Origin of the sequence: Sphingomonas sp. H160509 (assembly GCF_024124765.2) — a bacterium.
Classification (GTDB): domain Bacteria; phylum Pseudomonadota; class Alphaproteobacteria; order Sphingomonadales; family Sphingomonadaceae; genus Sphingomonas.
In genome coordinates, this window is the sequence record NZ_JAMXSR020000002.1 from 3,958,636 (window position 1) to 3,985,174 (window position 26,539).

General features: G+C 65.5%; 18 protein-coding genes and 7 pseudogenes. 12 read left to right on the forward strand and 13 right to left on the reverse strand.

Annotation, left to right across the window (positions count from 1 at the left end; all coding sequences use genetic code 11):
* Positions 1-78 precede the first annotated feature (78 nt).
* The 3 genes from NHF48_RS21445 to NHF48_RS21455 all read right to left on the reverse strand — a co-directional run bounded on the left by NHF48_RS21445 (position 79) and on the right by NHF48_RS21455 (position 1,713).
* Positions 79-1,026, reverse strand: a complete 948-nt coding sequence (locus NHF48_RS21445; protein WP_253072251.1) for an aldo/keto reductase — start codon at positions 1,024-1,026, stop codon at positions 79-81.
* Positions 1,023-1,220 (reverse strand): hypothetical protein, encoded by a 198-nt coding sequence (locus NHF48_RS21450; RefSeq protein WP_253072252.1) that lies wholly within the window; start codon positions 1,218-1,220, stop codon positions 1,023-1,025. Before NHF48_RS21450 ends, NHF48_RS21445 begins: the two co-directional genes overlap by 4 nt.
* A gap of 121 nt (positions 1,221-1,341) precedes the next feature.
* The gene (locus tag NHF48_RS21455) at positions 1,342-1,713 is read right to left on the reverse strand and encodes a hypothetical protein (protein ID WP_056490632.1); all 372 of its coding nucleotides are present in this window, start codon (positions 1,711-1,713) and stop codon (positions 1,342-1,344) included.
* A 193-nt stretch (positions 1,714-1,906) separates the two neighbouring features.
* On the opposite strand from NHF48_RS21455, the gene NHF48_RS21460 reads away from it, so the two are divergent.
* The 4 genes and pseudogenes from NHF48_RS21460 (at position 1,907) to metH (ending at position 7,819) form a co-directional block, all read left to right on the forward strand.
* Entirely contained in the window at positions 1,907-2,860 is a 954-nt protein-coding gene (locus NHF48_RS21460) for an ArsR/SmtB family transcription factor (RefSeq protein WP_253072253.1), read from the forward strand.
* A complete protein-coding gene (gene metF / locus NHF48_RS21465; RefSeq protein ID WP_093399208.1) occupies positions 2,857-3,801 on the forward strand; it encodes a methylenetetrahydrofolate reductase in 945 nt (314 codons plus the stop codon). Before NHF48_RS21460 ends, metF begins: the two co-directional genes overlap by 4 nt.
* A gap of 115 nt (positions 3,802-3,916) precedes the next feature.
* Positions 3,917-4,975, forward strand: a complete 1,059-nt coding sequence (locus NHF48_RS21470) for a homocysteine S-methyltransferase family protein (RefSeq protein ID WP_253072254.1) — start codon at positions 3,917-3,919, stop codon at positions 4,973-4,975.
* Positions 4,976-5,194: 219 nt separating this feature from the next.
* Positions 5,195-7,819, forward strand: a pseudogene (gene metH / locus NHF48_RS21475) (methionine synthase).
* A 151-nt stretch (positions 7,820-7,970) separates the two neighbouring features.
* Here metH and NHF48_RS21480 read toward each other — a convergent pair.
* Positions 7,971-9,432 (reverse strand): annotated as a pseudogene (locus NHF48_RS21480) (aldehyde dehydrogenase family protein).
* 106 nt (positions 9,433-9,538) lie between these two features.
* On the opposite strand from NHF48_RS21480, the gene NHF48_RS21485 reads away from it, so the two are divergent.
* From NHF48_RS21485 to NHF48_RS25515, 4 genes are all read left to right on the forward strand, one after another.
* Positions 9,539-10,513 (forward strand): quinone oxidoreductase family protein, encoded by a 975-nt coding sequence (locus tag NHF48_RS21485; protein WP_253072255.1) that lies wholly within the window; start codon positions 9,539-9,541, stop codon positions 10,511-10,513.
* Positions 10,514-10,848: 335 nt separating this feature from the next.
* Positions 10,849-11,529, forward strand: coding sequence for a response regulator transcription factor (locus NHF48_RS21490; RefSeq protein WP_253072256.1), 681 nt, complete (start codon positions 10,849-10,851; stop codon positions 11,527-11,529).
* Entirely contained in the window at positions 11,526-11,966 is a 441-nt protein-coding gene (locus NHF48_RS25510) for a hypothetical protein (RefSeq protein ID WP_342454705.1), read from the forward strand. Before NHF48_RS21490 ends, NHF48_RS25510 begins: the two co-directional genes overlap by 4 nt.
* A 235-nt stretch (positions 11,967-12,201) precedes the next feature.
* A complete protein-coding gene (locus NHF48_RS25515; protein ID WP_342454770.1) occupies positions 12,202-12,867 on the forward strand; it encodes a sensor histidine kinase in 666 nt (221 codons plus the stop codon).
* A 63-nt stretch (positions 12,868-12,930) separates the two neighbouring features.
* Here the strand turns inward: NHF48_RS25515 and NHF48_RS21500 are convergent, their stop codons facing one another.
* Positions 12,931-14,940: a TonB-dependent receptor domain-containing protein gene (locus NHF48_RS21500; RefSeq protein ID WP_446741189.1), complete on the reverse strand. Its 2,010-nt coding sequence runs from the start codon at positions 14,938-14,940 to the stop codon at positions 12,931-12,933.
* Between the two features lie 6 nt (positions 14,941-14,946).
* Positions 14,947-15,009, reverse strand: a pseudogene (locus NHF48_RS26245) (hypothetical protein); the annotation flags it as partial.
* A 53-nt stretch (positions 15,010-15,062) separates the two neighbouring features.
* Here NHF48_RS26245 and NHF48_RS26250 point away from each other — a divergent pair.
* The 4 genes and pseudogenes from NHF48_RS26250 to NHF48_RS21515 all read left to right on the forward strand — a co-directional run bounded on the left by NHF48_RS26250 (position 15,063) and on the right by NHF48_RS21515 (position 19,804).
* Positions 15,063-15,443 (forward strand): hypothetical protein, encoded by a 381-nt coding sequence (locus NHF48_RS26250; protein ID WP_446741190.1) that lies wholly within the window; start codon positions 15,063-15,065, stop codon positions 15,441-15,443.
* Positions 15,444-15,716: 273 nt separating this feature from the next.
* Positions 15,717-16,082 (forward strand): annotated as a pseudogene (locus NHF48_RS21505) (carboxypeptidase-like regulatory domain-containing protein); the annotation flags it as partial.
* 22 nt (positions 16,083-16,104) lie between these two features.
* The gene (locus tag NHF48_RS21510) at positions 16,105-18,735 is read left to right on the forward strand and encodes a TonB-dependent receptor (RefSeq protein ID WP_253072257.1); all 2,631 of its coding nucleotides are present in this window, start codon (positions 16,105-16,107) and stop codon (positions 18,733-18,735) included.
* A gap of 73 nt (positions 18,736-18,808) precedes the next feature.
* Entirely contained in the window at positions 18,809-19,804 is a 996-nt protein-coding gene (locus NHF48_RS21515) for a phytase (RefSeq protein WP_253072258.1), read from the forward strand.
* Between the two features lie 3 nt (positions 19,805-19,807).
* Here the strand turns inward: NHF48_RS21515 and NHF48_RS21520 are convergent.
* From NHF48_RS21520 to aroQ, 7 genes and pseudogenes are all read right to left on the reverse strand, one after another.
* Positions 19,808-21,147 (reverse strand): annotated as a pseudogene (locus NHF48_RS21520) (ABC1 kinase family protein).
* 470 nt (positions 21,148-21,617) lie between these two features.
* A pseudogene (gene glnA / locus NHF48_RS21525) lies at positions 21,618-23,032 on the reverse strand (type I glutamate--ammonia ligase).
* A 143-nt stretch (positions 23,033-23,175) separates the two neighbouring features.
* Complete coding sequence (locus tag NHF48_RS21530) at positions 23,176-23,514, reverse strand: P-II family nitrogen regulator (RefSeq protein WP_055875939.1); 339 nt, start codon at positions 23,512-23,514, stop codon at positions 23,176-23,178.
* Positions 23,515-23,698: 184 nt separating this feature from the next.
* Complete coding sequence (locus NHF48_RS21535) at positions 23,699-24,034, reverse strand: arsenate reductase family protein (protein ID WP_120298986.1); 336 nt, start codon at positions 24,032-24,034, stop codon at positions 23,699-23,701.
* A gap of 134 nt (positions 24,035-24,168) precedes the next feature.
* On the reverse strand, positions 24,169-25,521 hold the full coding sequence (gene accC / locus NHF48_RS21540) for an acetyl-CoA carboxylase biotin carboxylase subunit (RefSeq protein WP_253072259.1): 1,353 nt from the start codon (positions 25,519-25,521) through the stop codon (positions 24,169-24,171).
* Positions 25,521-26,010: pseudogene (accB, locus tag NHF48_RS21545) on the reverse strand (acetyl-CoA carboxylase biotin carboxyl carrier protein). The gene accC and the pseudogene accB overlap by 1 nt, the downstream one beginning before the upstream one ends.
* A 14-nt stretch (positions 26,011-26,024) precedes the next feature.
* Positions 26,025-26,471, reverse strand: a complete 447-nt coding sequence (aroQ, locus tag NHF48_RS21550; RefSeq protein WP_121886676.1) for a type II 3-dehydroquinate dehydratase — start codon at positions 26,469-26,471, stop codon at positions 26,025-26,027.
* Positions 26,472-26,539: the final 68 nt, after the last annotated feature.

Sequence of the window (26,539 nt, forward strand, 5' to 3'; positions counted from 1 at the left end):
GCACAGAGGTTTGCGCATGCCGCCCCCCTCCGTCTGGCAAGTGCCAGCCACCTCCCCCTGGCGGGGGAGGATTAAGGGTCAGGCGCCAGCGACCATCAGTGCGTCCAACTGGTCCTTCGACAACTCCAGCGTCATCGCAGGCAGCAAATCCTCGACCTGCTTCACGCTCGTGGCGCTCGCGATCGGCGCGGTGACGCCGGGCTGCGCGATCAGCCACGCCAGCGCAACCTGCGCGTGGGTGGCGCCGGTGGCTTCGACGACCGAGTCCATCGCATCGAGGACAGCCTTGCCGGTACCTTCGAGCAATTCGCCCATCCGACCGCCGCGAACGCTCTGGCTCAGATCGTCCTGCGTCCGGTACTTGCCGGTAAGGAAACCCGAGGCGAGCCCGTAATAGGGCAGTACAGCGATGTTCTCGGTGACGCAGTAATCCTGCAATTCGCCCTCGAACTTGGTGCGGCTGACGAGGTTATATTCGGGCTGGAGCACATGATAGCGCGGCAGGTCCGACGTCTTGGCAGCCTCGACCGCGGACTTCAGGCGGGCGGCGTGGAAGTTGGACGCACCGATCACGCGAACTTTCCCCGCGTCGACCAGTTTGCCGAACGCTTCGAGGACAGCCTCCTGCGTCTGCGAATCGTCGTCCTGATGCGCGTAATACAGATCGATGCGATCGGTGCCGAGGCGCTTGAGCGAGGCTTCGGCAGCGGCGGCGATGCGCGCGGGGGCGAGCTTCTCGCCGCCTTCGCCGGGGAGCATGCCGACCTTGGTCGCGATCAGGACGTCGTCGCGCTTTCCGCTGGCCTTCAGCCATTCGCCGATCATGCTCTCGGACTCGCCGCCCTGATGGCCGTCGACCCAGGCCGAATAGACGTCGGCGGTGTCGATCATCGTGCCGCCGCCTGCGACGAACGCATCGAGCACGGCGAAGCTGGCGGCGCGGTCGGCAGTCCAGCCGAACACGTTGCCGCCGAGGACGAGCGGGGCGATCTTCAGATCGGTCGAGCCGAGGCGGCGGAGGGTCATCGGGTCTGGTCGCTTTGATTCGAGGATTGGTCAGTATCGTCATGAGCGGCGGCGACCGCGTTCAGGTCGACGCTGTTGGCATCGAGCATCGCGGCGGCTTCGTTCAACTGGTGCGCTTCGTCGGCGGTGACTGCGCCGGGTTCGCTCGCGGGCGAACACGCCGCGAGCAAAGCAGGGAACAAGACCGCCGCCAAACCCAGCCCGTCATGCCAGCGAACGCTGGCATCTTTCCGCTCGGGTCACTGGGACACGAACCGGGAGATCCCAGCTTTCACCAGGATGACGAGGGGAGGCGGGCGGCGGTCCATTCAGATGTTAGTCCTTGATCGCATTGCCGGCGCGGGTCAGCGCGTTACCGGTCGCGTCGGCCGCACGGTCCGCACCGTTGCTGATCGACGCGCCTGCACGATCTGCGCCGGCTTCGATCCGGTCGCCGGCGCGGTCGGTCTTGGCGTCGAGGTGATCGGTCGAGTTGTCGATGCGCGCACCGGCGTTGTCGAGCGAACGCTCGGCCGAGCCCAGCGCGCGATCGCTGGCGGCGCTGACGTCGTCGACGGCATTGGCGGTCGTCGCGCTCGCGTCGGCGGCGATCGCGTTGGCCGCCTGTGCGGTCTGGTCCTGCGCATTGTTGCTGCAGGCGGCGAGACCGGCGGTAAGCGCCAGGGCGGGGATCAGGAACTTCTTCATAGGTATCTACTCCCGTGGATGTCGTCTTGTGGACCGGGGAATGCCCAGCCCATAGCGCAATCGAACGCGGACGAAGCGTTTCCGATCCGTCACGATCGGCCGTGATGCGATAAGTCGCGGGTGCCGATCGGTAATGTTCGAGACGCACACGCCCGCGTTGACCTCATATAAAGAATTCTTTATATGTCGTGGCATGACGATGGCGCTCGAAATCTTCCGTGCTTTGGCGGACGCGACCCGGTTGCGGATCCTTGCGCTGCTGCGGCGGATGGAGCTGTCGGTCGGCGAGCTCGCGCAAGTGCTCGGGCAGAGCCAGCCGCGCGTCTCGCGCCATGTGAAGATCCTTTGCGATGCCGGGCTTGCCGAGCGTCGCAAGGAAGGCAGTTGGGTGTTCGTCGCGCTCGGGTCTGCGGACGTAGTCGAGCCGGTCGCGCGTTCGCTCGACGTATGGGCAAAGACCGAGCCGGACCATTGGGCGGTCGCGGATGCAGCACGGCTTGCGGCCGTGCGTGCGGACCGGGCGGCGAGTGCTGCGGCGTGGTTCGAGGGGCATGCCGACGAATGGGACGCGATCCGGTCGTTGCATGTCGCGGACAGCGAAGTCGAGGCGGCGATGGCCGCCGTGCTCGGCGATGCGCCGGTCGGCACGCTGATCGATATCGGTACGGGCACCGGGCGGATGCTCGAACTGTTCGGCGGACGCGCGACGATCGCGCTCGGGATCGATCGCAGTTCGGAGATGCTGCGGCTCGCGCGCGCCAAATTGCATGACATGACGCACGCCGAACTGCGACAGGCGGACCTGTACGCGCTGCCGATGGCGGATGCCGCAGCGGACGTCGCGATCCTGCACCACGTGCTCCATTTCGCGCAGCAGCCCGGTGCAGCAGTAAGTGAGGCGGCGCGGGTGCTGGCGCCCGGCGGACGGTTGCTGATCGCCGACTTCGCCAGCCACGACCGCGAGGAGCTGCGGTTGCGCGATGCGCATACGCGTCTCGGGTTCGCGGACGAGCAGATGGCGGCGTGGTTCGAGGCGGCTGGCCTGCAGACGGCGCGCGTCGAAACGCTCGAGGGCGGTGAGTTGACGGTGAAATTATGGCTCGGTCGGAAGATCGGCACGAGATTGCGTGAGGTGAAGGCGGCATGACGAACATATCGATCCCCCAACTGGCCGAAGCGCGCCGCGCGCTTGAAGAACCGCTGTTCGCGGATCTCGCGGGCGATGTCGGCATCAGCTTCGAGTTCTTCCCGCCGAAGAGCGAGAAGATGGACGCGCAGCTCTGGGATGCGATCCGCACGCTGGAGCCGCTCCAGCCCGATTTCGTGTCTGTCACCTATGGCGCTGGCGGCTCCACGCGCGAGCGGACGCATGCGACGGTGGCGCGAATTCAGCGCGAGACGTCGATGAACGCTGCCGCGCATCTGACCTGCGTCGAGGCGACCAAGGCCGAGATCGACCAGGTGGCCGAGGAATATTGGGCGGCGGGCGTTCGCCACATCGTCGCGTTGCGTGGCGATATGCCAACCTTGGGTCAGCCCTATCAAGCGCATCCGGGCGGGTATGAGAATGCGGCGGCTCTGGTCGCGGGTCTGCGGAAGCTGCATCCGTTCGAGATCTCGGTCGCGGCGTATCCCGAATGTCATCCGGAATCGGGCGGTCACGACGCCGACATCGACAATCTGAAGCGCAAGATCGATGCCGGTGCGACCCGTGCGATCACGCAGTTCTTCTTCTCGCCCGAAGCGTATTTCCGGTTTCGCGACCGGGTCGCAGCAGCCGGGATCACCGCGCAGATCCTGCCGGGGATCTTGCCGGTGTCGAACGTCGCGCAGACGCGGAAATTCGCGGGGCTGTGTGGGGCGGAGATCCCGGCGTGGATGGACCGGCTGTTCGAGGGGCTCGACGATCATCCGTCCGCTCGGCAACTCGTCGCGGCGACGATCGCGGCCGAGATGTGCCGGCGGCTTTATGCGGGCGGCGTGAAGGATTTCCACTTCTACACGCTCAACCGCGCGGAGCTGGCCTATGCGATCTGCCACATGCTCGGCGTGCGCGCGAAGCCGGTCGACAAGGTCGCCGCAGCGTAATTCCCCTCCCGCCTGCGGGAGGGGTTAGGGGAGGGGCTGGCCCAACCCGACCGTCTCGTTTGCGGCACTTCCCTCCCCCGACCCCTCCCGCGAGCGGGAGGGGAGGAGATTGATGATGACACCACGTGAACGTTTCAACGCGGAAGCCGCCAAGCGCATCCTGATCACCGACGGCGCGTTCGGCACGGAGATCCAGAACTGGAAGCTCGACGAGGCGGCCTATGCGGGGTCGCTCGGCTTGAGCCATGACCAGAAGGGCAACAACGATATCCTGGCGATCACCAAGCCGGACGTCCCCGAGACGATTACGCGGGAATATCTCGAGGCGGGGTCGGACATCGTCTCGACCAACACGTTCAGCGCGAACGTGATCTCGCAGGCCGATTACGGCGCCGAGCATCTCGTGCGCGAGATCAACGTCGAGTCCGCCAGGATCGCCCGCGCGCTCGCCAATGAATATCAGGCGAAGGATGGACGGCCCCGCTTCGTCGCCGGCGCGATCGGGCCGACCAACAAGACGTTGTCGCTGTCGCCCGACGTCAACGATCCAGGCTTTCGCGAGATCGACTTCGATTATCTCAAGGGCGTCTACCGCGAGCAGATCGACGCATTGCTCGAAGGCGGCGAGGGCGTCGGCGTCGATTTCATCCTGATCGAGACGGTCTTCGACACTCTCAACGCCAAGGCGGGCATCATGGCGGCGATCGAGGCGGGCGACGCGCTCGGGCGCGACGTGCCGATCATGATGTCGATGACGTTGACCGATCTCTCGGGGCGCAACCTGTCGGGGCATACGGTCGAGGCGTTCTGGCATGCGGTGCGCCACGCCAAGCCGATCACGATCGGGCTGAACTGCTCGTTCGGCGCGGAGCAGTTGCGGCCGCATGTGAAGACGTTGAGCGCGATCGCGGATACGCTGATCATGGTGTATCCGAACGCGGGGCTTCCCAACGAACTCGGCGAGTATGACGAGCAGCCGGCGACGACCGCTGGCCTCGTCGGCGAGTGGGCGGTGGCGAAGCAGGTCAACGTCCTCGGCGGCTGCTGTGGCTCGACGCCGGCGCATATCAAGGCGATGGCCGACGGTGTGCGGGGGCTCGAACCGCGTGCGGTTGCGCGGCCTGAAGTGCGGACAAAGCTCGCTGGCTTAGAACCGTTCACGATGGCCGCTTAGGCCACCGCTCCCTCCCCCTCCGGGGAGAGGGCCGGGGTGAGGGGCGCCACGAGCGCTACCGCCCAGAACTACCCCTCACCCCAACCCTCTCCCCCGGAGGGAAGAGGGGGGCTAGAAGAAACAAACCGATGACCACCACCACCTCCCTCCTCCACCTCTTTCGTCAACATCGGCGAGCGCACCAACGTCACCGGCTCGGCGCGCTTCAAGAAGCTGATCATGGCGGGCGATTATCCCGCTGCAGTCGAGGTCGCGCGCCAGCAGGTCGAGAGCGGCGCGCAGGTGCTCGACGTCAACATGGACGAGGGGCTGCTCGACGCGCACCACGCGATGACGACGTTCCTGAAGCTGATCGCCGCCGAGCCCGATATCGCGCGCATCCCGTTCATGGTCGACAGCTCGAAATGGAGCGTGATCGAGGCAGGGCTGAAGTGCGTCAGCGGCAAGCCGATCGTCAACTCGATCAGCATGAAGGAGGGGGAAGAGCAGTTCCTCGCGCAGGCGCGGAAATGCATGGCGTACGGCGCCGCCGTCGTCGTGATGGCGTTCGACGAGGTCGGGCAGGCGGATACGCAGGCGCGGAAAGTCGAGATCTGCGAGCGCGCGTACAAGCTGCTCGTCGGGATCGGCTTCCCGCCCGAGGACATCATCTTCGATCCCAACGTCTTCGCGGTCGCGACGGGGATCGAGGAGCACAACAACTACGGCGTCGACTTCATCGAGGCGTGCAAGGAGATCAAGGCGCGCTGCCCGCACGTCCATATCTCGGGCGGGCTGTCGAACTTCAGCTTCTCGTTCCGCGGCAACGAGCCGGTGCGCCGCGCGATGCACAGTGTGTTCCTGTATTATGCGATCCCCGCGGGCATGGACATGGCGATCGTCAACGCCGGCCAGCTCGACATCTACGACGACATCGATCCCGAACTGCGCAAGGCGGTCGAGGACGTCGTGCTCAACAAGGATCCCGAGGCGGGCGACCGGCTGGTCGCGCTCGCCGAACGCTATCGCGGCACCGACGTGGTCGCCGAGAAGGCGGCGGCGGAATGGCGTTCGCTCGGTGTCAACAAGCGGCTCGAATATGCGCTGGTCAAGGGCATCGACCTCCATGTCGTCGAGGATACCGAGGAAGCGCGGCTGATCATCGCCGGCAATGGCGGGCGGCCGATCGAGGTGATCGAGGGCCCGTTGATGGACGGCATGAACGTCGTCGGCGACCTGTTCGGGTCGGGTAAGATGTTCCTGCCGCAGGTCGTGAAGTCGGCGCGCGTGATGAAGAAGGCGGTCGCGCATCTGCTGCCGTACATCGAGGCGGCGAAGGAGCCCGGCGCACGCGGCAAGGGCAAGATCATCATGGCGACCGTCAAGGGCGACGTGCACGATATCGGCAAGAACATCGTCGGCGTGGTGCTGCAGTGCAACGGCTTCGACGTGGTCGATCTCGGCGTCATGGTGCCTTGGTCGAAGATCCTGGAGTCTGCGAACGAGAACGATGCGGACATGATCGGACTCTCGGGGCTGATCACGCCGTCGCTCGACGAGATGGTGACGGTCGCCGAGGAGATGAAGCGCGCGGGCATGACGATGCCGCTGCTGATCGGCGGCGCGACGACCTCGAAGGTCCACACCGCGCTGCGGATCGCGCCGGCGTATGATGGCCCGGTCGTGCACGTGCTCGATGCGAGCCGCGCTGTGGGTGTTGCGTCGACGTTGGTGTCGGACACGATCCGCGACGAGTTCGTGACCAAGACCGCCGACGAGTATGAGGCGGTGCGGATTTCGCGCGCGAACAAGGGGCAGAGCGAGCTTTTGCCGCTGGAAACGCGCGCGCGCGCGGGTTCGTGGCGGATTTCGCGATGAAGCCGCCTGCGCCGGTGAAGCCTGGCGTGCATGTGTTCGCGGACTGGGATCTGTCGGACCTGCGCGACTATATCGACTGGACGCCGTTCTTCCGCGCATGGGAGCTGGCAGGGAATTTTCCGGCGATCCTGACCGATGAGGTGGTCGGCGAGAGCGCGAGTTCGCTGTACGCGGATGCACAGGCGATGCTCGACACGATCGTCGCGGAGAAATGGCTTACCCCGCGCGGGGTCGCGGGGCTGTGGCCCGCACGCCGCGAGGGGGATGATGTGGTGGTCACTGCTCCCTCTCCCCTCCGGGGAGAGGGCTGGGGTGAGGGGCAGCCAAGCAGTGCTGCGCCCGGAACAGCCCCTCACCCCGGCCCCTCTCCCCGGAGGGGAGAGGGAGCAGAACGAGGTTCGTCTCCCCATGCTGCGCCAGCAGATCGCCAAGCGCGAAGGCCGCGCCAACATGTGCCTCGCCGATTTCGTCGACACCCAAGACGACTGGTTCGGCGGCTTCGCGGTCGGCATCCACGGGATCGACGACCACATCGCGCGCTTCAAGGCGGACAACGACGATTACAACGACATCCTGCTGAAGGCGCTCGCCGACCGCTTCGCCGAAGCCTTCGCCGAACGCCTCCACAAGCACGTCCGCACCGACCTGTGGGGCTACGCACCAGACGAACAGCTCACCAACGAAGCGATGATCAAGGAACAATATCGCGGTATCCGCCCGGCGCCGGGCTATCCCGCATGCCCCGACCACAGCCTCAAGCCGATCCTGTTCGACCTGCTCGACGCCGAGACCGCGACCGGGCTGGAACTGACCGAGAGCTTTGCGATGTTCCCGACCGCGGCGGTATCCGGCTTCTATTTCGGCCACCCACAGGCCGAGTATTTCGGCGTCGCCCGCGTCGGCCGCGATCAGCTCGAAGATTACGCCGCCCGGCGCGGCGCGGACCTGAAAATCGCCGAACGTTGGCTTCGTCCCAACCTCGACTAGGCTGGGGCACCCGTCACCCCGTCCGTCATCCTGACGAAAGTCAGGATCCAGAGCTACAAAGGCTGACTGTCGTAACTCTGGATCCTGACTTTCGTCAGGATGACGGGGAGCTCCTGTTTGATGAGCCCCCCACCAGAAGCTGGCGTAACCCTTAAGCCCCCGCTTCGGCTGGTTTGCCTTGACGCGTGTCGCCGGGGAGACCGGTGATCGTCTTGACCTCCATGAAGTCGGTCAGCCCATAGCGCCCGTTCTCACGACCATTCCCCGACTGCTTATAGCCGCCGAACGGCGCGCCGATGTCCGGGCTCCACGAGTTGATCGTCACCAGCCCCGCGCGCAACTTCGGTGCGACCTTTGCTGCCGCCGCCGGATCGCCCGAGATCGTCGCCGACAGCCCGTATTCGGTCGCGTTGGCGATACGGATGCCCTCATCCTGATCGCTGTACGACGTGATCGTCGCGACCGGTCCGAACGTTTTCCTCCTGCGCGATCCGCATGTCCGGACGCACGTCGGTGAACAGCGTCGGCTGGATGTAATACCCCGCATTACGCCCGTCCGGACGCCCGACGCCGCCGGTCACCAGCGTGGCGCCTTCGTCGATCGCCGACTGGATCAGCCCCTGGATCTTGTCGAACTGCGCCTTGTTCACGACCGGGCCGATGTGCTGGCCCATCTCGGCGGGATCGCCGACCTTGGTCTGCTCCATCATCGACTTTACGATCGCCGTCGCCTCCGCGACCTGGCTGGCATGCACGAGCAGACGGGTCGGCGCGATGCAGCTCTGCCCCGAATTGGCAAGCACGCCCGCCACGGTGGGCGGCAACACCGCCGCCAGGTCCGAGCCCTCCAGCACGAGGTTTGCAGCCTTGCCGCCAAGCTCCTGATGGACGCGCTTGACCGTCGGTGCTGCGGCCAGCGCCACGGCGATGCCGGCCCGCGTCGAGCCGGTGAAGCTCACCATGTCGACGTCGCGATGCACGCACAGCGCTGCTCCGACGCCCGGACCGTCACCATTGACGAGGTTGAACACGCCCGCGGGCACGCCGGCCGCGTCCATGATCTCCGCCAGGATCACCGCACAGGACGGCGCTTCCTCGGACGGCTTCAGGATCATCGTGTCGCCTGCCGCCAGCGCAGGAGCAACCTTCGCGCAGATCTGGTTCAGCGGCCAGTTCCACGGCGTGATCATCGCGACGACGCCGAGCGGTTCGTGCACGACGGTCGCCTTGCCGATCGTCTCGGAGAATTCGAACGCCGCCAGCGCCTTCGCAGTCGCCGAGAAATGCGCGAGCCCGGTCGGCGCCTGCGCCATCGAGGCGAGCGCCATCGGGGCGCCCATCTCCTGCGACATCGCCTTCGCCAGATCGGGCATCCGCGCCTTGTATTCGGTCATGATCCGGCCGAGCACATCGAGGCGTTCCTGCACGCTGGTCTGGTTCCAGCTCTCGAACGCCAAGCGCGCCGCAGCCACGGCCTTGTCGACATCGGCGGCGGTGCCCAGCGTGATCTCGGTACAGGGCTGCTCGGTCGACGGGTCGATCACCTGATAGACGGTGCCGCCCTCGCTCTCGACCCAAGCGCCGTCAATATATTGCTGCAAATAGCTTTTCATCGTGCCTCTCCGCATCTTGTCTTGCGCAGGAATGGGCTCGCCGGAGATCGGTTGCAACCCGAAACGCATGCCGTAGGTTGATCGAGAAATTCATCAGGAGGCCGGCATGGCGAGAGTGGCATTCATCGAGAAGACCGGCGGCCCCGAGGTCATCCAGTGGCGCGACGTCGAGTTGCCACCCCCGGGCAAGGGTGAGGTGTGGATGCGCAACACCGCGGTCGGGCTGAACTACATCGACACGTACCACCGCAGCGGCGTGTACCCGATCGACCTGCCCTCGGGGCTCGGCAGCGAGGCGGCGGGCGTGGTGATGGCGGTCGGCGAAGGCGTCGACGATTTCGCGCCCGGCGACCGGGTCGGTACCTTCGGCCCGTCGCGCGGCGCCTATGCGACCGAGCGCAACGTGTCCGCGAACCAGCTGTTCAAGCTGCCCGACACGCTCGACGACCAGACCGCCGCGGCGATCCTGCTCAAGGGCTGCACCGCCGAGTTCCTGGTCGAGCGCTGCGCCAAGGTGCAGTCGGGGCAGACCGTCCTAGTCCACGCGGCGGCGGGCGGGGTGGGCCACATCCTGGTCGGCTGGCTGAAGGCGATCGGCGCGACCGTCATCGCCAGCGTCGGCAGCGAGGACAAGGCGGCACGCACCCGGAACGCTGGCGCCGATCACGTCATCGTCCACAAGTCCGAGGACATTGCCGCGCGCGTCCGCAAGATCACGGATGGAAAGGGCGTGCCTGTGGTCCCAGACGGTGTCGGGCGTGCGACGTGGGACGCGTCTCTCGACAGCGCGGCCAGACGCGGGCTGATCGTCAGCTACGGTAATGCGGGCGGGGTGGTCGACGGCGTCAACATCGGCGTCCTTGCGCGGAAGGGTTCGCTGTTCGTAACACGGCCCACGCTGTTCGATTACTACGTTACGCCGGAGGAGAGGCAGGCGGGCATCGCCCGCCTTTTCGCGATGCTCGACAACGGCGCGGTCACGCCAGAGATCGGCCGGACCTTTCGGCTCGAAGAGGCTGCAGCCGCCCATCGCGCGATCGAGGCGGGCGAGACTTCGGGGAGCACGATCCTGCTGCCGTAACTGCATGCGAGAAGGTGTGTTCACGCGAAGGCGCGAAGGCGCAAAGAAGATTTGCTCGCGCGGAGACGCGGAGACGCGGAGGTGTTGCGGGCGGTACGGGCGTCTCGTTCATCACCTTGCGGCGATGATGAAGGGGACCGTTGGTCCCAGAGAACTCTCCGCGTCTCCGCGTGAACCCATTCTTCTCATCTCTTCGCGCCTTCGCGCCTTCGCGTGAACCAATGCGAGGCTTCCGCTAAGCGACGGACGGCGTTGTAGCCTCCGACTGACGCCGCAAGACGCTTGTACGCGCGGCAAAGCACGATAAGCCGGGGCCTTGCCCGAGTGAGACCGTGATGAGCCTGAACATTCTGCTGGTCGAGGACGATGCCATGTTCGCGCAGGCGATGGCCGAGGAACTGCGCGGGTTCGATCACGGCGTGACCGTCGCACCTGATGGCCGCGACGCGCTTGCCGCGGTGGACAGCCAGGCGTTCGACGCGGTGATCCTCGACCGGATGCTGCCGAAGATCGACGGCATCTCCGTGCTGCAGCGGCTGCGGAGTGCGAACATCACGATGCCGGTCATCATGCTCAGCGCGCTCGGCCGCTCGGTCGAGAAGGTCGAAGGGCTGGAGGCCGGCGCGGACGACTATGTGGTCAAGCCGATCGCCGCGGTCGAACTGAACGCGCGCCTGCTCGCGCTGATGCGCGGACGCGGCTGGACCGGTAGCGCCGGCGATACGATCCACGCCGGCGATATCGTCGTCAGCCCTACCAAGTTCCGCGCGTGGCGCGACGGCATCGCGCTCGATCTCGGCAAGCTCGAGTTCAAATTGCTCGCCGAGTTCGTCGCCAATGCCGACGCGGTGCTGACGCGGGCGATGCTGGTCGAGCGGGTCTGGGGATACGACTTCGCACCGACCACCAACATCGTCGACGTCTATGTCCGCCACCTCCGCGTGAAACTGACCGCAGCGGGTGGCGACGATCCCATCCGCACGGTGCGCGGCGTCGGATACATGCTGCGCGGATGACCCGCCTGCGATCGCTGCGCGCGTTGACGCTGGCGTTCCTGATCGCGTTCCTCGTCGCGACGCTCGGCACCGGGTTCGCGATCTACACCGCGACGCAACGCACGATCGAGCGACTGGTCGATCGTCGCATCCTGGTCGTGAGCGATGCCGCCGCCGGCATCTCCGGCGACCGCAGCCCCGAAGAACTCGTCCGGCGGATCAACGCCGCGACCCGCGAACGTGACACCGGCGATATCGGTTTCCTGCTGCTCGACGCGACCGGTCGCAGGCCTCGGCGGCAACATTGCCTTGCCGCGCCGCCTGCCGATGGGGTTTTCGACGGTCGCGCTAAAGGACCAGATCGCGGGACTGTCCGCCGGGCGTGCGCTGGTCCGCGACGTCGGGCACGGCATGACGCTGGTGACGATCGCCGAGACCGAACCGTTCGACGACTATAATGCGGCACGTGTCCGGATTTACCTCGTCGGCTTCGGATCGATCCTGCTGGTCGTCATCGGTGGCCTGTTGTTCTTCGTCATCACGATCGGACGGCGGATCGGCGAGACCCGGCGGACGGTCGACGCGATCATCGATGGTGACATGACGCGGCGCGTACCGGTCGATCGATCGGGCGGCGAGTTCGCGCACCAGGCGATGGCCTTCAATCGCATGCTCGACCGTATTTCGGAGCTGATGGCCGGGATCAGCAACGTCTCCAACGATATCGCGCATGATCTTCGCACGCCCTTGGCACGCTTGCGCAGCCAGTTGGCGCTGGCGTTGCGTCGGGCCCAGACGGACGGCCAGCGCGACGATCTCGAAACCGCGATCGCGATGAGCGACGAACTGCTCAAGATGTTCGCGGCGATGCTGCGGATCGCCGAGATCGAAGGCGGCGATCGGCGCGCGGCGTTCGCGACGCTCGATCTTGCGGCGCTGGCGGAAGAGATCGCGACGATGATGCAGCCGGTAGTCGCCGATGGCGACCGGACGCTGGTGCTGGAACCATCGCCCGTGGCCGAGATCGTCGGCGATCACCAGTTGCTCGGCCAGATGCTCGTGAACCTGATCGAGAACGCGCTCCGCCACACCCCACCCGGCACCCGCATCGAGATCGGCGTCACGACCACCGGCAACACTGCCACGCTCACGGTGACCGATACCGGCCCCGGCATTCCGGCCGATCAGCGCAAGCTGGCGTTGCGGCGGTTCGGGCGGCTCGACGCCAGCCGCCACGACGAAGGGCACGGCCTTGGCCTACCCTTGATTCAGGCGATAGTCCGGCTTCACCGCGGCACCATTTTACTCGAAGACGCGGCTCCCGGACTGCGCGTCGTCATTGCGCTGCCCAAGGGCTGAAACGACGAAACCCGGACAGGCTGAGCGCCTGCCCGGGTTTCCATTTTTACGCGGCAAGCCCGATCAGAACTTGACCGAAGCCTCCATGCCGTAGGTGCGCGGCGCGTTGAAATTGCCGTAGTCGCCGAGGACGTTGTTGACGCTGCCCGATGTGAGGTTGGTCGTCGGAGCGCCCGGCAGGCTGTTCGACGGATCGCGACGGAACACATACTGCTTGTCGAACAGGTTGCGGACCCAGGCCGAGATCGTCACCGCGTTGCTGCCGCCGACGTGGATGTTCGCCAAGGCGAGGCGGGCGTTGGCGATGAACGCCGGATCGTTCTTGGTCGCGAACTGATCGAAGGTCTGCGTCGCCTGCGAGTAGTTGCCGTCGAGGTGGAACTTAAGGTCCATATCGCCGACCGGCATCGTGTAGTCGACCGATCCGTTGGCGGCATTGCGCGGCGTGAACACGATGTAGAAGTTCTGATACACGCCGGTCGACGTGATCAGCACGGGCGGGATCTTCGTGTAGGTATAGGCATAGCCGGCGGTCAGCGTCAGGCCGTCGACCGGCTGCACGGTCAGGTCGGCCTCGATCCCGCGGATCTTGGTGATACCAGGCGCATTGATCGTCACCAGGTTGTTGAAGCTGCCCGACGCGGTCGTCTGGATCGAGCTGATGTCGACCTGGCTGTTCTTGCGATCCATGATGTAGCCGGCAAGGTTCAGGCGGGCGCGGTGGTTCCAGAAATCGGTCTTGGCGCCGATCTCGTACGACTTCACGTCCTCCGGGTTGAACGTCTGGTAATTGGACGTCCGCGAGCTGGCACCACCGGCACGGTAGCCGGTCGCGTATTTTGCATAGACGTGGACCGTGTCACTGGCGTCATAGGCGAGCGTCGCCATCGGATTGAACCGGTTCCAGGTGGCGTCGAGCGGCGCATAGCCGGCTGCGGTCAACTGGGCCTGGGTCGCCGTGTCGTAGTTCAGGTTACGCGAGAAATGCAGCACGCCCTGCTTCTCGTCGCGCGTGTAGCGGCCACCGGCGGTCAGGTGAACGCGATCGGTCGCGTTCCAGGTGACCTGGCCGTAGCCCGCATAGCTCTTCGAATGCACTTCCGAGGCACGATCGATCGAACGGCAGCCCACGAGCGAGCCGAACCCGCCTGACCCGGTGCAGGGATCGAGCACCGAGATCGTCGTCAGCGCCGAATTGAACGCCAGCGAGTTCGGCGTCGCCGCGTCGTCGCTGATGTGCTCGTTGAAGTAATACAGCCCGGCGACATAATCGAACTGGCCGACCGTGCCGACTGCCTGGAATTCCTGGCTGAACTGGTTCTGGTGCAGGTCGGCGAGGCTGTAGCGGCTGAAGTTGCATGCACTGCCAACGCAGCCAGCGGCAACGACGGGGACGCGGTGGTAGCCGCCGCTATTGTCGTACTGCGTCGCGTTTACGCCGCGCCATGCGGTGATCGAGCGAAGTTCGATCTCGGGTGCGACGTCCCAGCGGATATTCGAGGTGAAGCCGTGCGTCTTGTCGATGCTTGGTTGCTGCGGCACGCCGATGTCGGCGACCTTCATCCGGCTGTCGCCATTGACGACGACCTGGCTCGGGAGCGGCTTCACGCTGCCGGTCAGCGTCGTGTAGTTGGTGCCGGGAAGCGCGCAGGCGGGCGAGGCGGATTGCGCACCGGCCTTGCACCCGTTCGGATTCACGTTGAGCAACTGGCTGTAGAACGGGCTGTTCGAGTCGTAGCCGTTATCGTAGCTGAAATCGGCGGTCATGCCCGAGATCGGGCGGACACGTGCGGTCGCCTTGAAGCCGCGGCGATGGTAATAGTTGAAGCCGGTCTGGTCCGCGAGCGGGTTCTTGGTGGTTGCGTCCTGATGCTGGATGACGCCGTCGAGCTTCAGCGACACGCCATAAGTTTCGGGCAGGTCGACATGCAGCGTACCGTTGTAGCTGCCGTAGTTGGCGATCCCGCCGGTCGCGCTGCCGCCCCATTTGCCGCTCGGGCCCTTGGTGACGATGCTGAGCGCGCCGCCTTCGGTGTTGCGACCGAACAGCGTGCCCTGCGGGCCCTTGAGCACTTCGATCCGGTCGACGTCGAACAGCGCGGCGTTCAGGCCGTGCTGGCGACCGAGGTAGACACCGTCGATATAGACGCCGACACCCCTGCTCGCGTGCGGGCTGGTTGGCGTCGAGCGGAACGATGCCGCGGATACCGATCGTCAGCGCGGACTGGCGGGCCTCGAACGTCGCGACGCGCAACGACGGTACGGCGCCGTCGGCGAGATCGTACAGGCTCTGGACGTGGCGGTCGGTCAGCGCCTGGCTGCTCAGCACGTTGATCGCGATCGGCGTCTTTTGCAGGTTCGTCTCGCGCTTGGTCGCGGTGACGACGATCTCGCCAAGACCGGTCTGGTCGGCGGGCTCCGCAGTGGCGGGGGGCCGGATCGATCACGGGGTCTGCGGCTGCCGTAGCGGGCGCCGTATCCTTGGCGGCGGACGGCGCGGGGGCCGCGAGCACTGGCGACGCGATCGCGACCGTCAGGGCGGCGCCGGCCAGCAGCCGCAAGCGCAGGCTTGCTGAATTCAACATCGAGAGTTTCCCTTTTTCGGCAGTCTTTGCCTTGAAGGGCGCGATAGGCGGCGGTCGTGGCACGTCCGTTACGAATATAAGAATCGCGTGTCCGGCGATTTTAACATTGGTTTAATGTGGGTTTATCCTCGCGCGTACGCGACGTCGTAGCACATGACGTCGCTGTCATGATTTCGTCATGCAAAAGTAACGTCGGTGCCATGCACGGCGGCTACCGCGCCTCCCAAGCCGGCTGAAGAAGTCGGGACCACCCGGGGGAATACCATGAAATCGAACCTGTCGACCCGCGTTCGCGGTCGCGTCCTCGCGCATGTGCTGCTGACTGGCTGCGCGCTGACCTCGCTGACCGCCACCAGCGCCTATGCGCGTCCCGATGCCGCGACCCCGGTCGGCGCGCCGCGTGCGCTCGGGAGCATCACCGGTACCGTGTCGCAGGCAGGTAGCGGCGACTATCTCGACGGTGCATCGGTCTCGATTCCGACGCTCGAACTGTCGACCGTGGTCGATCGCACCGGGCGGTTCTCGCTGGTCGGTGTCCCCGCCGGCACGCACGAACTCGTGATCCGCTATGTCGGCTTCCCCGACGCGCACCGGACCGTGACGGTCGCCGATGCTGCCGTAACGCTGGATGTTGCGATGACCACCGAAGTCGGTGCGAACGCAGGCGAGGGCGACGAGATCGTCGTATCCGGTTCGCGCCCGATCGCGGAGTCCGAAGCCGCCGCGCTTCAGATCCAGCGAACCAGCCCCTCGCTCGTCTCGGTCATCGCCTCCGATCTCGATCGGTCGCCTCCCCGACCAGAACATCGCACAGGCGGTCAGCCGCCTCCCCGGCGTCGGCGTCCAGCGCGACCAGGGCCAGGCGCGCTACATCACCTTGCGCGGCGCGCCGATCAACTGGACCACGCTCTCGATCGACGGCATCAACGTCGTCAGTCCCGAAGGCCGCGACGCCCGCTTCGATTCCATTCCCTCGGCGATCGCCTCGCAGATCATCGTGCGCAAGGCCGTCACCCCCGACATGACCGGCGAGACGATCGCGGGCAATGTCGACATCATCACGCGCTCGGCGTTCGATTATCCGGGCATGAAGGTGCAGGCCAAGGGCGGCGTCGGCCATGTCGAACTCGGCAAGAAGACCGAATATGAGGGTTCGCTCGTCATCTCCGACCGGATCGACACCGGTATCGGCGAGTTCGGCATCGTCTCGTCCGCCAGCCTGTATCGCCGCGGGATGGTCACCGACAATTTCGAGACCGATTTCGAGGCGGTCGACCGCGATCGCCGCCCCGGTTTCGAGACGCGCAACTGGGCTCGCGAGACCGAGAACAAACTGTATCGCCTGACGCGCAAGAACTACTCGCTGTCGACCCGCCTGGACTGGCGCCCGGCGCCCGGCCACAAGCTGTTCGCGGAGTCGATCTACTCGGCGTTCCAGGACGACGAACAGCGTAACAACTACATCTTTGATCTCGACGACCAGCAGTCGCGTACGCCCAATGGCACCGCTGCCTGCACCGTCAACGCGCGCCCCGCGACCGGCACGACCGGTTATGCCGACGTCTGCACCGGCAATACGCCGCTGCTCGGCACGGTATACGGCATCGATCTCAACTCGAACTTCACCGTGCGCAAATACAAGCAGTCGGTGTTCACCAACACGGTCGGCGGCGATCATGAATTGGGCGCCTGGAACGTCAAATGGCGCGGTAATTTCACGCGTTCGATCGACGACCGCTCGCAGCCTGCACAGCTGAATTATGACAGCCCGTCGTTCGGCACCAACGGCGCGAACGCCGCCAACCGCCTGACCGTCGGCTATGACCTGACCGACCCGCAGCTCGCCAAGGTCCAGCTGTTCCGCACGATCCGCAACGCCGACGGCACCTTCTCGCGCGGCGCGCAGGTCACGTCGATCGAGGACTTCCCGCGCACCCTGGCCCGCTTGCGGTCGCTGAAGGCGCAGGACGTGACCGAAGCCTATACCGCAAAGCTCGACATCAGCCGCGAGGCCTTGGTGTTCGGCGCGCAGACGGTGTTCGCGGCCGGCGTACGCTACGACGATCGTACCAAGACCGCGAACGAGTATCTGCTCGAGCTGAGCACGCCGGCCCAGTTCGCCGCGGCGGGCATTCCAACCGGGTACGCGGCCATCGGCAAGCCGGGCGGGTTCCAGGGCGAGATCCCGCTCGGCTACACCTTCCAGTATTTCGATCGCGACAAGATCCTGGCGCTGGTCGATCAAGCCAAGGCGGTCAGCCCGTTCGTGTCCACCGACGCCAATTTCTACGATGTCGGCGAGAAGGTCTATTCCGCCTACGCGATGGCGACGACCACCACCAACTGGGGCAGCGTCATCGGTGGCGCGCGCGTCGAGCACATCCGCAACGACGCTCGTGCGTTCTCGTCGCTCGGCTTGATCGACGTGAAGTCGAGCCAGACTCTCGTCTATCCAAGCCTGCACGTGAACTGGGACGTCAACGACCGGATGAAGGCGCGGCTGTCGTTCAACACCGGCGCCGCACGCCCCGACTACGATCAGTTGCGCCCCAATCTCAGCATCAACGACGCGAACGCGACGATCTCCGGCGGCAACCCCGACGCGAAGCCCGAAAAGGCCAAGGGCGTCGATCTCTACGTCGAATATTACACGATGCCGCGCGGCTTCCTGTCGATCGGCGCGTACTACAAGGACGTCACCGATGTCCTGTTCGACTCGACCCGGACCTACGGCCAGACGAACCTGAACGCCGCCGGCGTCGATCGGTCGGGCTATGTCTACTCGACCATCATCAACGGCGGCAAAGGCTATATCATGGGGATCGAGGGGGCGATCCAGCAGCAGCTAGACCCCCTTCACCGCCGATCTCGGCCTGCCGGATTGGATGGGCGGCTTCGGCGTCCAGCTCAACGCGACGATCAACAAGAGCCGTGCCGATACGCCGGCAACGGGCGCGATCCCGTCGCGCAAAGTTCCCCTGCCCGGCGCATCGGACGCGATCTACAATCTGATCGCCTATTACGAGAAATACGGCTTCTCGGCCCGCGTTTCGTACCAGAACCGGTCTGCGTGGCTCGATGCGATCGGTGCGGTCGACACGATCGGTGGCGTTGTCCGCGGCGTCGATGGCGGCGATTTCTACTGGGCCAAGGACAACGAACTCGACGCGTCGGTCCGCTACGCGATCAACGGCAACGTCGAGATCTACGGCGATTTCGCCAACCTGCTGAACGGTCCTGGCCGCCGCTATGTCGGATCCTCGGCCTACACGATCGAGCATGAGACGTTCGGCCGGCGCTACACCGGCGGCGTGCGAGTGACGTTCTGATGCGGGTACTACCCCCTCATCGCGGTGTTGCTCGCGGGATGCGCGACGGCATCGGTCCCGGTGGCGGTCGAGGCGCCGACAGTCGCGGCAACCGCCGAGACCGACCCCGTCGATACCGCCGCCGACGCCGCGGACGATCCCGCGATCTGGCGCAACGCAGCCGATCCGGCGAAGAGCCTCGTCATCGGCACCGACAAGAAGGCGGGCATCCACGTCTACAGCCTGACGGGCAAGCGCCTGAGCTTCACCCCGGCCGCACGGCTCAACAACGTCGACCTCCGCGATGTCGGGACGCGCGTGATCGCCGCAGCCAGCGACCGAGCCGACATCGCTACCGCACACGTGTCACTTTTCACGCTCGACACGGCGGCGGCAAAGCTCGTGCCCATCGGCCGCTTCCCGGTCGGTCCGGGCGAGGCCTATGGCATGTGCCTCTGGACCCGCGCGCGCGACCACGCGCTGTTCGGCTTCGTCGTGCTGAAGGACGGCCGCATCGACCAGGTCGCGATCGACCTGTCCGGCGCAGCGCCCAAGGTCACGACGGTCCGCTCGATGAAGCTCGGCACCCAGTCCGAAGGTTGCGTCGTCGACGATCGCACCGGGCAGCTCTACGTCGCCGAGGAAGATGTCGGCCTCTGGCGCTTCGACGCCGAGCCGTCAGCATCGGTCACAGCAACCCCGATCGCCAAGGTCGACGGCAAGACGCTGGTCGCCGACGCCGAGGGCCTAGCGCTCGCCCCGTCAGGCAGGAACGGCGGCTATCTCGTCGTGTCGAGCCAAGGCGACAACGCCTACACGCTCTACCGCCTGCCGGGCGTCACCTATGCCGGTCGCTTCCGCATCGGCGGCGGCGCGATTGACGGGACAAGCGATACCGACGGGATCGAACTGATGCTCGGCAACTTCGGCCCCGCCTATCCCCAGGGCCTGTTCGTCGCACAAGACGGCGACAACGCCCCCGCCACGCAGAACTTCAAATACCTCAGCTGGGCGAGCGTGAAGCAGGCGCTGAAACTGCGCTAATTGTTACGATGGCACGCCGTCGCAATAGGCGGCGACCATCGTGCGGATATCGACCCGCGCCTTGAGGCGAGCGGCGAGCAGGGCGGTGCCACTTATCTTGCGCTGGACGAACAGCGTGTCGATCGGGGGCAGGTGCCAGGTATCGCGGTCGCGCGCGATCTCGGTGCCCTGTTCGCGGAGCACCCCGACGAATGCACGGTCGCCGAAGTCGAACGGGCCGGGCTTGGCGAGTTCGGCGAGGATGACGTCGATCATCCGGTCGACCAATGCGCGATGCTGGAGCACGGCTGCCTCACCGAGGAAACCGGCGGCGATAGCGGCCTCGCGCACCGCGTCGCGGTCGCCGGCGAGTGCCGCGGCGAGCAGGCGGCGATACCCTTCACCGGTCTCGGCGGGGAGGGGGGCGGGCGGCACCGAAGTCGAGCAGGACGAGCTTTTCCGTCTCGGGCTGCCAGCGGTAGTTGGCGAAGTTCGGATCGGTCTGCATCAGCCGCCAGTCGAACAACTCGCGCAGCACGAGCGAGATCAAGTCGTGCATCACGCGGTCGCGGACGTCCTGTGGCGCCGTTTCCAGCGTCTCGACGGGCACCCCGGTGACGAAGCTCATCGAGAGAACGCGTGACGTGGTGAGCTCGGCGTAGAGCGCGGGCACGATGAACTGCGACTGGTCGGCGAGCAGGTCGCCGTAGCGCGTGAGCATCTGCGCCTCACGGAGATAATCGGCTTCCTCGTGAAGCTGCTTCTTCGCCTCGTCGAGCAACGGCGCGATGTCGAGCGACTTGGGGAGCATGCCCGACACGCGGAGCAGAGTCGCGACGTTATCGACATCCGCGTCGATGCTTTCCTTGACGCCAGGATACTGGACCTTGATCGCCAGTTCGGTGCCGTCGGGCAGGCGCGCACGGTGGACCTGGCCGATCGAGGCGGCGGCGACCGGGTGCGCCTGGAAATGCGCGAAGCGGCGGCGCCAGTCCTTGCCCCATTCGGCGGCAAGCACGCGGTCGAGCTGCTGCGGGGGCATGTGGTTCGCGTTGTTGCGCAGGCGCGCGAGGATGGTCGCGAGCTCGGGCGGGAGCATGTCGCCCGCGTCCATCGAGATCATCTGCCCCAGCTTCATCGCGGCGCCGCGGAGGTGCGAGAGTTGATCGGCAACGCGCGTGGCGTTGGCGGGGGGTGAGGAGGAGGTCGCCGATCTTGGGGCGTTCGCCATTGGCGAGGCGGCGGGCGCCCTCGGCGACGACTCCGCCGGCGACACCGCCCGCGAGTTTGCCGAAGACTCCGAGACGGGCGAGGCGGCCGCGGGGGATCGCGCGTCCGGCGCTGTTGCCGCTGTCTTCGGTCACGGATGTTCCTTGGGTTTTGGGGGCGGTGCGTCGCGATTGGGATATGGGTGGCTCTAGCGGTCGATCAATCAGACCCAACGTGCGAAGTTAACCAAGGCTACCCTTGTTCTTTTGCAAAGCTTGGTCTTCCGCGAAGGCGGAAGCCCAGACTGGGTCCCCGCCTTCGCAGGGAAACAAGCTTGGCGCGGATGCACGAAACTTGTTCCTCCCCTGCAAGGGGGAGGTCGCAGCCTCTTGGCTGACGGAGGGGTATCCGCCCTATCAAGAGTGGCGATACCCCTCCGTCTGGCTGCGCCAGCCACCTCCCCTTGCAGGGGAGGATTTACAAAAAGGGCGCCCGGATTGCTCCGAGCGCACTTTTCCAATTCAGCGACGTGGCAAAGCCACGCCGTCGGTCGTCGCGGTTCGCAACGCCGGCCGGGCTTCGGCGTCTCGCGGTCAGCTTGCGCTGGCCGCGTGCGCCGTGCGCCTCACCCGCTGTAATACATATCATACTCGACCGGGCTCGGCGTCATCTCCCAGCGCGCGACCTCGGCGTACTTGATCTCGACATAGCTCTCGATCTGGTCCTTCGAGAACACGTCGCCTTTCAGCAGGAAGTCGTGATCGGCCAGCAGGCATTCGAGCGCCTCGCGGAGCGAACCCGCGACGGTTGGAACCTGCGCCAACTCTGCCGGCGGCAGGTCGTACAGGTTCTTGTCCATCGCTTCGCCCGGATGGATCTTGTTGAGGATGCCGTCCATGCCGGCCATCATCAGCGCTGCATAGGCAAGGTACGGGTTGGCCAGCGCATCCGGGAAACGCACTTCGACGCGCTTCGCCTTGGGGCCGGTGCCGTACGGAATACGGCACGATGCCGACCGGTTGCGTGCCGAATAGGCGAGCAGAACCGGTGCTTCGTAGCCGGGGACGAGACGCTTGTAGCTGTTGGTCGACGGGTTGGTGAACGCGTTGACCGCCTTGGCGTGCTTGATGATGCCGCCGATGAAATACAGGCACATGTCGCTGAGACCGGCATAGCCGTTACCGGCAAACAGCGGGGTCTTGCCTTCCCAGATCGAGAAATGCGTGTGCATCCCCGGAGCCGTTGTCCTCCTTGATCGGCTTCGGCATGAACGTCGCCGTCTTGCCGTACGCGTGCGCGACCTGGTGGACGACGTACTTGTAGATCTGCATGCGATCCGCGGTCTGCGTCAGCGTGCCAAAGGTCAGGCCCAGCTCATGCTGCGCGGCCGCGACCTCGTGGTGATGCTTGTCGCAGGGCAGGCCCATCTCGATCATCGTCGAGACCATCTCGCCGCGGATGTCGACAGCCGAGTCGACGGGCGCGACCGGGAAATACCCGCCCTTCGCGCGCGGACGGTGGCCGAGGTTGCCGCCCCTCATATTCGCGACCCGAATTGCCTGGCAGCTCGATGTCGTCGATCTTGTAATAGCTGGTCGAATAGCTGTTCTCGAAGCGGACGTCGTCGAACATGAAGAATTCGGCTTCGGGGCCGACGTAGACGGTGTCACCGACGCCGGTGGTCAGCAGATACGCCTCGGCGCGCTTGGCGGTCGAGCGCGGATCGCGCGAATACAGTTCCCCGGTCGACGGATCGGCGATATCGCAGATCAGGATCATCATCGGCGTCGCCGAGAACGGATCGACATAGACCGCATCGAGATCGGGCTTGAGCGTCATGTCGCTCTCGTTGATCGCCTTCCAGCCCTCGATCGACGAGCCGTCGAACATCAGGCCGTCGGTCAGCTCGTCTTCGCCGATCAGGCTCGCGACCATCGTCAGATGCTGCCACTTGCCCTTGGGATCGGTGAACCGCAGATCGACCCACTCGATCTCCTGGTCCTTGATCATATTGAGAACGTCGGAGGCCGAATTCGCCATGATGCTTGCCCTTCGTTTTGAGATTTCCGCCGCATCATGCGGGGAATCTAATTGCGGTATGGAACGGGATTTCCACACAATGTTGCGTCGCGTCAAATGACGATGTCGTCACTCGTCGTCAACGCAATATGCGTGGCTAGGAACTAGATTGCGTCGTCGTCGCGCTCGCCGGTGCGGATGCGAAGCGCGCTCTCGACCGGGATGACGAAGATCTTGCCATCGCCGATCCGACCGGTCTGCGCGGCCGCGGCGATCGCCTCGACGACGCGTTGCGCGAGCCCGTCTTCGACGACGACCTCGAGCTTCACCTTGGGTAGGAAGTCGACGACATATTCCGCGCCGCGGTACAGCTCGGTGTGGCCCTTCTGCCGGCCGAAACCCTTGGCCTCGGTCACGGTGATGCCGCTCACGCCGATCTCGTGCAGCGCTTCCTTCACCTCATCGAGCTTGAACGGCTTGATGATGGCTTCGATCTTTTTCACAGGTACGCCCCCGATTGTCGTTGAAACCCTCGCCCTTGCGAGCGAGCCGTCCGCCCTGAAGGGCGCCTTGCACCAAGCGTGCCAGCCGCGGCGCCCTCGGGCAACCGCGGAATATCGTTGATTTCGCTGCCCGAAATTGCGGCACCTGAGCGGTGCGTGCGCAATGTAAGGGCAGGGGAGCCGATCACAGGATCTCGTGCAGCCGAGCGATCGGGCGGCCGAGCCGGACGCCCTTGTCGGTCTCGACCAGCGGGCGCTCGATCAGCAAGGGATCGATCATCATCGCGTCGAGGATCGCCTCGGCATTGCCATGCTTGACTGCCTTGGCGCCGTCCTCGGCCATGCGGAGCCCCTGCCGCGGCGTCATGCCCGCGCGGTCGTAAAGGCGGACGAGCTCCGCGCGGGATGGAGGGTTCTTGAGGTATTCGACGATCGTGACGTCCGCTCCTGCCTCCTGCAGCAGGGCGAGCGCCTCGCGGGACTTGGAGCAACGCGGGTTGTGGTAGATCGTCGCCTTCACGAATGCTCCGTCAAAACTCCCCTCCCTGGAAGGGAGGGGGTAGGGGGTGGGTCGGCTTCGAGGGAACATCCGGCCAGCCCCGAGCCGACCCACCCCCGGCCCCCTCCTTTCCAGGGAGGGGGGAAGTCAGGCGCTCAAGCCCCCTGCTTGGCCAACCACTCTTCCAGCCACTTGATCGTGTACGCGCCTTCCTGGAACTCGGGATCGTCGAGCAGCGCACGGTGCAAGGGAATCGTCGTCGTGACGCCCTCGATCACCATCTCCTCGAGCGCACGCCGCAGCCGGCGCAACGCACCCTGCCGGGTCGTCCCGTAAACGATCAACTTGGCGATCATCGAGTCGTAGTAAGGCGGCACGCGATAGCCCGCATACAGCCCGCTATCGACGCGCACATGCATCCCGCCCGGCGCATGATACACCTTCACCAGCCCCGGCGACGGCGCGAACGTGCGCGGGTCCTCGGCGTTGATCCGGCACTCGATCGCATGGCCGCGGAACTGGACGTCTTCCTGCCGGAGCGTCAGCGGATGACCCTCGGCCACGCGGATTTGCTCGCGCACCAGGTCCAGCCCGGTGATCATCTCGGTCACCGGATGCTCGACCTGGAGCCGGGTGTTCATCTCGATGAAGTAGAATTCGCCTGCTTCCCACAGGAACTCGATCGTCCCCGCGCCGCGATAGCCCATGTCGGCCATCGCCTTGGCGACGATCCCGCCCATCCGCTCGCGCTCTTCGGCGGTGATGATCGGCGAAGGGGCTTCCTCGAGCACCTTCTGGTGGCGGCGCTGCAACGAGCAGTCGCGCTCACCCAGGTGGATCGCGTTACCGTTGCCGTCGCCGAAGATCTGGAATTCGATATGCCGCGGGTTGCCGAGGTATTTTTCCATGTAGACGGTGGCGTCGCCGAACGCGGCCTTCGCCTCGCTGCCGGCCTGCTGCATCTGCGTTTCGAGATCGTCGGCGTCGTTGACGACCTTCATCCCGCGCCCGCCGCCGCCCGATGCCGCCTTGATGATCACCGGATAGCCGATGTCCTCGGCGATCCGCTTGGCCTCAGCGATATCGCTGATCGCACCGTCCGACCCGGGGACGAGCGGCAGCCCGAGTGCGCCCGCGGTGCGCTTGGCCTGGACCTTGTCGCCCATCGTGCGGATGTGCTCGGGCTTCGGTCCGACGAATAGGATGTTGTGCAGCTCGACGATCTCAGCGAACTGTGCGTTCTCGCTGAGGAAGCCGTAGCCCGGATGGATCGCGTCCGCGCCGGAGATCTCGGCGGCCGAGATGATGTTCGGGATATTCAGATAGCTGTCCGCGGCGGACGGCGGTCCGATGCAGATCGCCTCGTCCGCGAGCCGGACGTGCATCGCGTCGGCGTCGGCGGTAGAGTGCACCGCGACCGTCTTGATGCCCATCTCGTGGCAGGCACGGTGGATCCGCAGCGCGATCTCGCCGCGATTCGCAATGAGTAGCTTCTTGATCTGCGGCATTATTCGACCACGACGAGGGGCTGGTCGAACTCGACCGGCTGGCCGTTCTCGACCAGGATCGCGGTCACGGTGCCGGCCGAGGGTGCGACGATCGTGTTCATCACCTTCATCGCCTCGATGATCAGCAGCGTGTCGCCGGCGTTGACCTTCTGGCCGACCGTCGAGAAGGGCTTCGCCTCGGGGTTGGCGGCGAGATAGACGGTGCCAACCATCGGCGACTTGACCGCGCTCGCGCTGATCGCCGGAGCGGACGCGCCGACCTCGGTCTGCGGGATCGACAGCGGTGCGGAGACCGGGGCCGGGGCGGGCGCCTGTGCGTAATGCGCGACGGGTGCGGCCTGAGCGGCCTTGCGCGCAACGCGAGATCCGGCGCGAGCCGTCCTCGACCTCGATCTCGGTCAGCTGCGTGGTGTCGAGCAGTTCGGCGAGCTGGCGCACCAGGGTCACATCGACCTGCATTGCGCCTGTTGTATCTGGTGTATCGTTCATGGCGGGGCCTCCTGTCAGAACCGTGCGACGGCTTCAAGCGCGAGCAGATACGAAAGCGCACCGAAACCCGCGATCGTACCCTTCGCCGCTTGACCGACCAGGCTCACATGCCTGAACGATTCACGCTTGTGGGGATTGGAAAGATGCACTTCGATCACCGGCGTCTTCACGCCCTTGATCGCGTCGTGCACCGCGACCGAGGTATGCGTGAACGCACCCGCGTTGAGGATCACGGCCTTGGCACCGCGCGCCTGCGCTTCCTGGATCCAGTCGACGAGGTGCCCCTCGTGATTCGACTGGCGCATGTCGATCTCCAGGTCGAGCTCGCGCGCGCGGTCCTCCAGCATCCCGGCGATATCGTCGAGCGTCTCGTCGCCATAGATTTCCGGCTCGCGCGTTCCCAGCAGGTTGAGGTTGGGGCCGTTCAGGACGAACACTGTCGCAGTGACGGTATCTGGCAAGGGCAGCTCCTGGTTGCGGGGGCTGCGAACGACCCCCTATATGCGTCGTCCCACCCTTACCCGTTCGT

Coding starts and splice junctions, on each gene's coding strand:
- NHF48_RS21445 (WP_253072251.1), bottom strand. CDS start 1,026: ATGACCCTCCGCCGCCTCGGCTCGACCGATCTGAAGATCGCCCCGCTC.
- NHF48_RS21455 (WP_056490632.1), bottom strand. CDS start 1,713: ATGAAGAAGTTCCTGATCCCCGCCCTGGCGCTTACCGCCGGTCTCGCC.
- NHF48_RS21460 (WP_253072253.1), top strand. CDS start 1,907: ATGACGATGGCGCTCGAAATCTTCCGTGCTTTGGCGGACGCGACCCGG.
- metF (WP_093399208.1), top strand. CDS start 2,857: ATGACGAACATATCGATCCCCCAACTGGCCGAAGCGCGCCGCGCGCTT.
- NHF48_RS21470 (WP_253072254.1), top strand. CDS start 3,917: ATGACACCACGTGAACGTTTCAACGCGGAAGCCGCCAAGCGCATCCTG.
- NHF48_RS21485 (WP_253072255.1), top strand. CDS start 9,539: ATGGCGAGAGTGGCATTCATCGAGAAGACCGGCGGCCCCGAGGTCATC.
- NHF48_RS21490 (WP_253072256.1), top strand. CDS start 10,849: ATGAGCCTGAACATTCTGCTGGTCGAGGACGATGCCATGTTCGCGCAG.
- NHF48_RS25510 (WP_342454705.1), top strand. CDS start 11,526: ATGACCCGCCTGCGATCGCTGCGCGCGTTGACGCTGGCGTTCCTGATC.
- NHF48_RS25515 (WP_342454770.1), top strand. CDS start 12,202: ATGGCCGGGATCAGCAACGTCTCCAACGATATCGCGCATGATCTTCGC.
- NHF48_RS26250 (WP_446741190.1), top strand. CDS start 15,063: ATGCCGCGGATACCGATCGTCAGCGCGGACTGGCGGGCCTCGAACGTC.
- accC (WP_253072259.1), bottom strand. CDS start 25,521: ATGCCGCAGATCAAGAAGCTACTCATTGCGAATCGCGGCGAGATCGCG.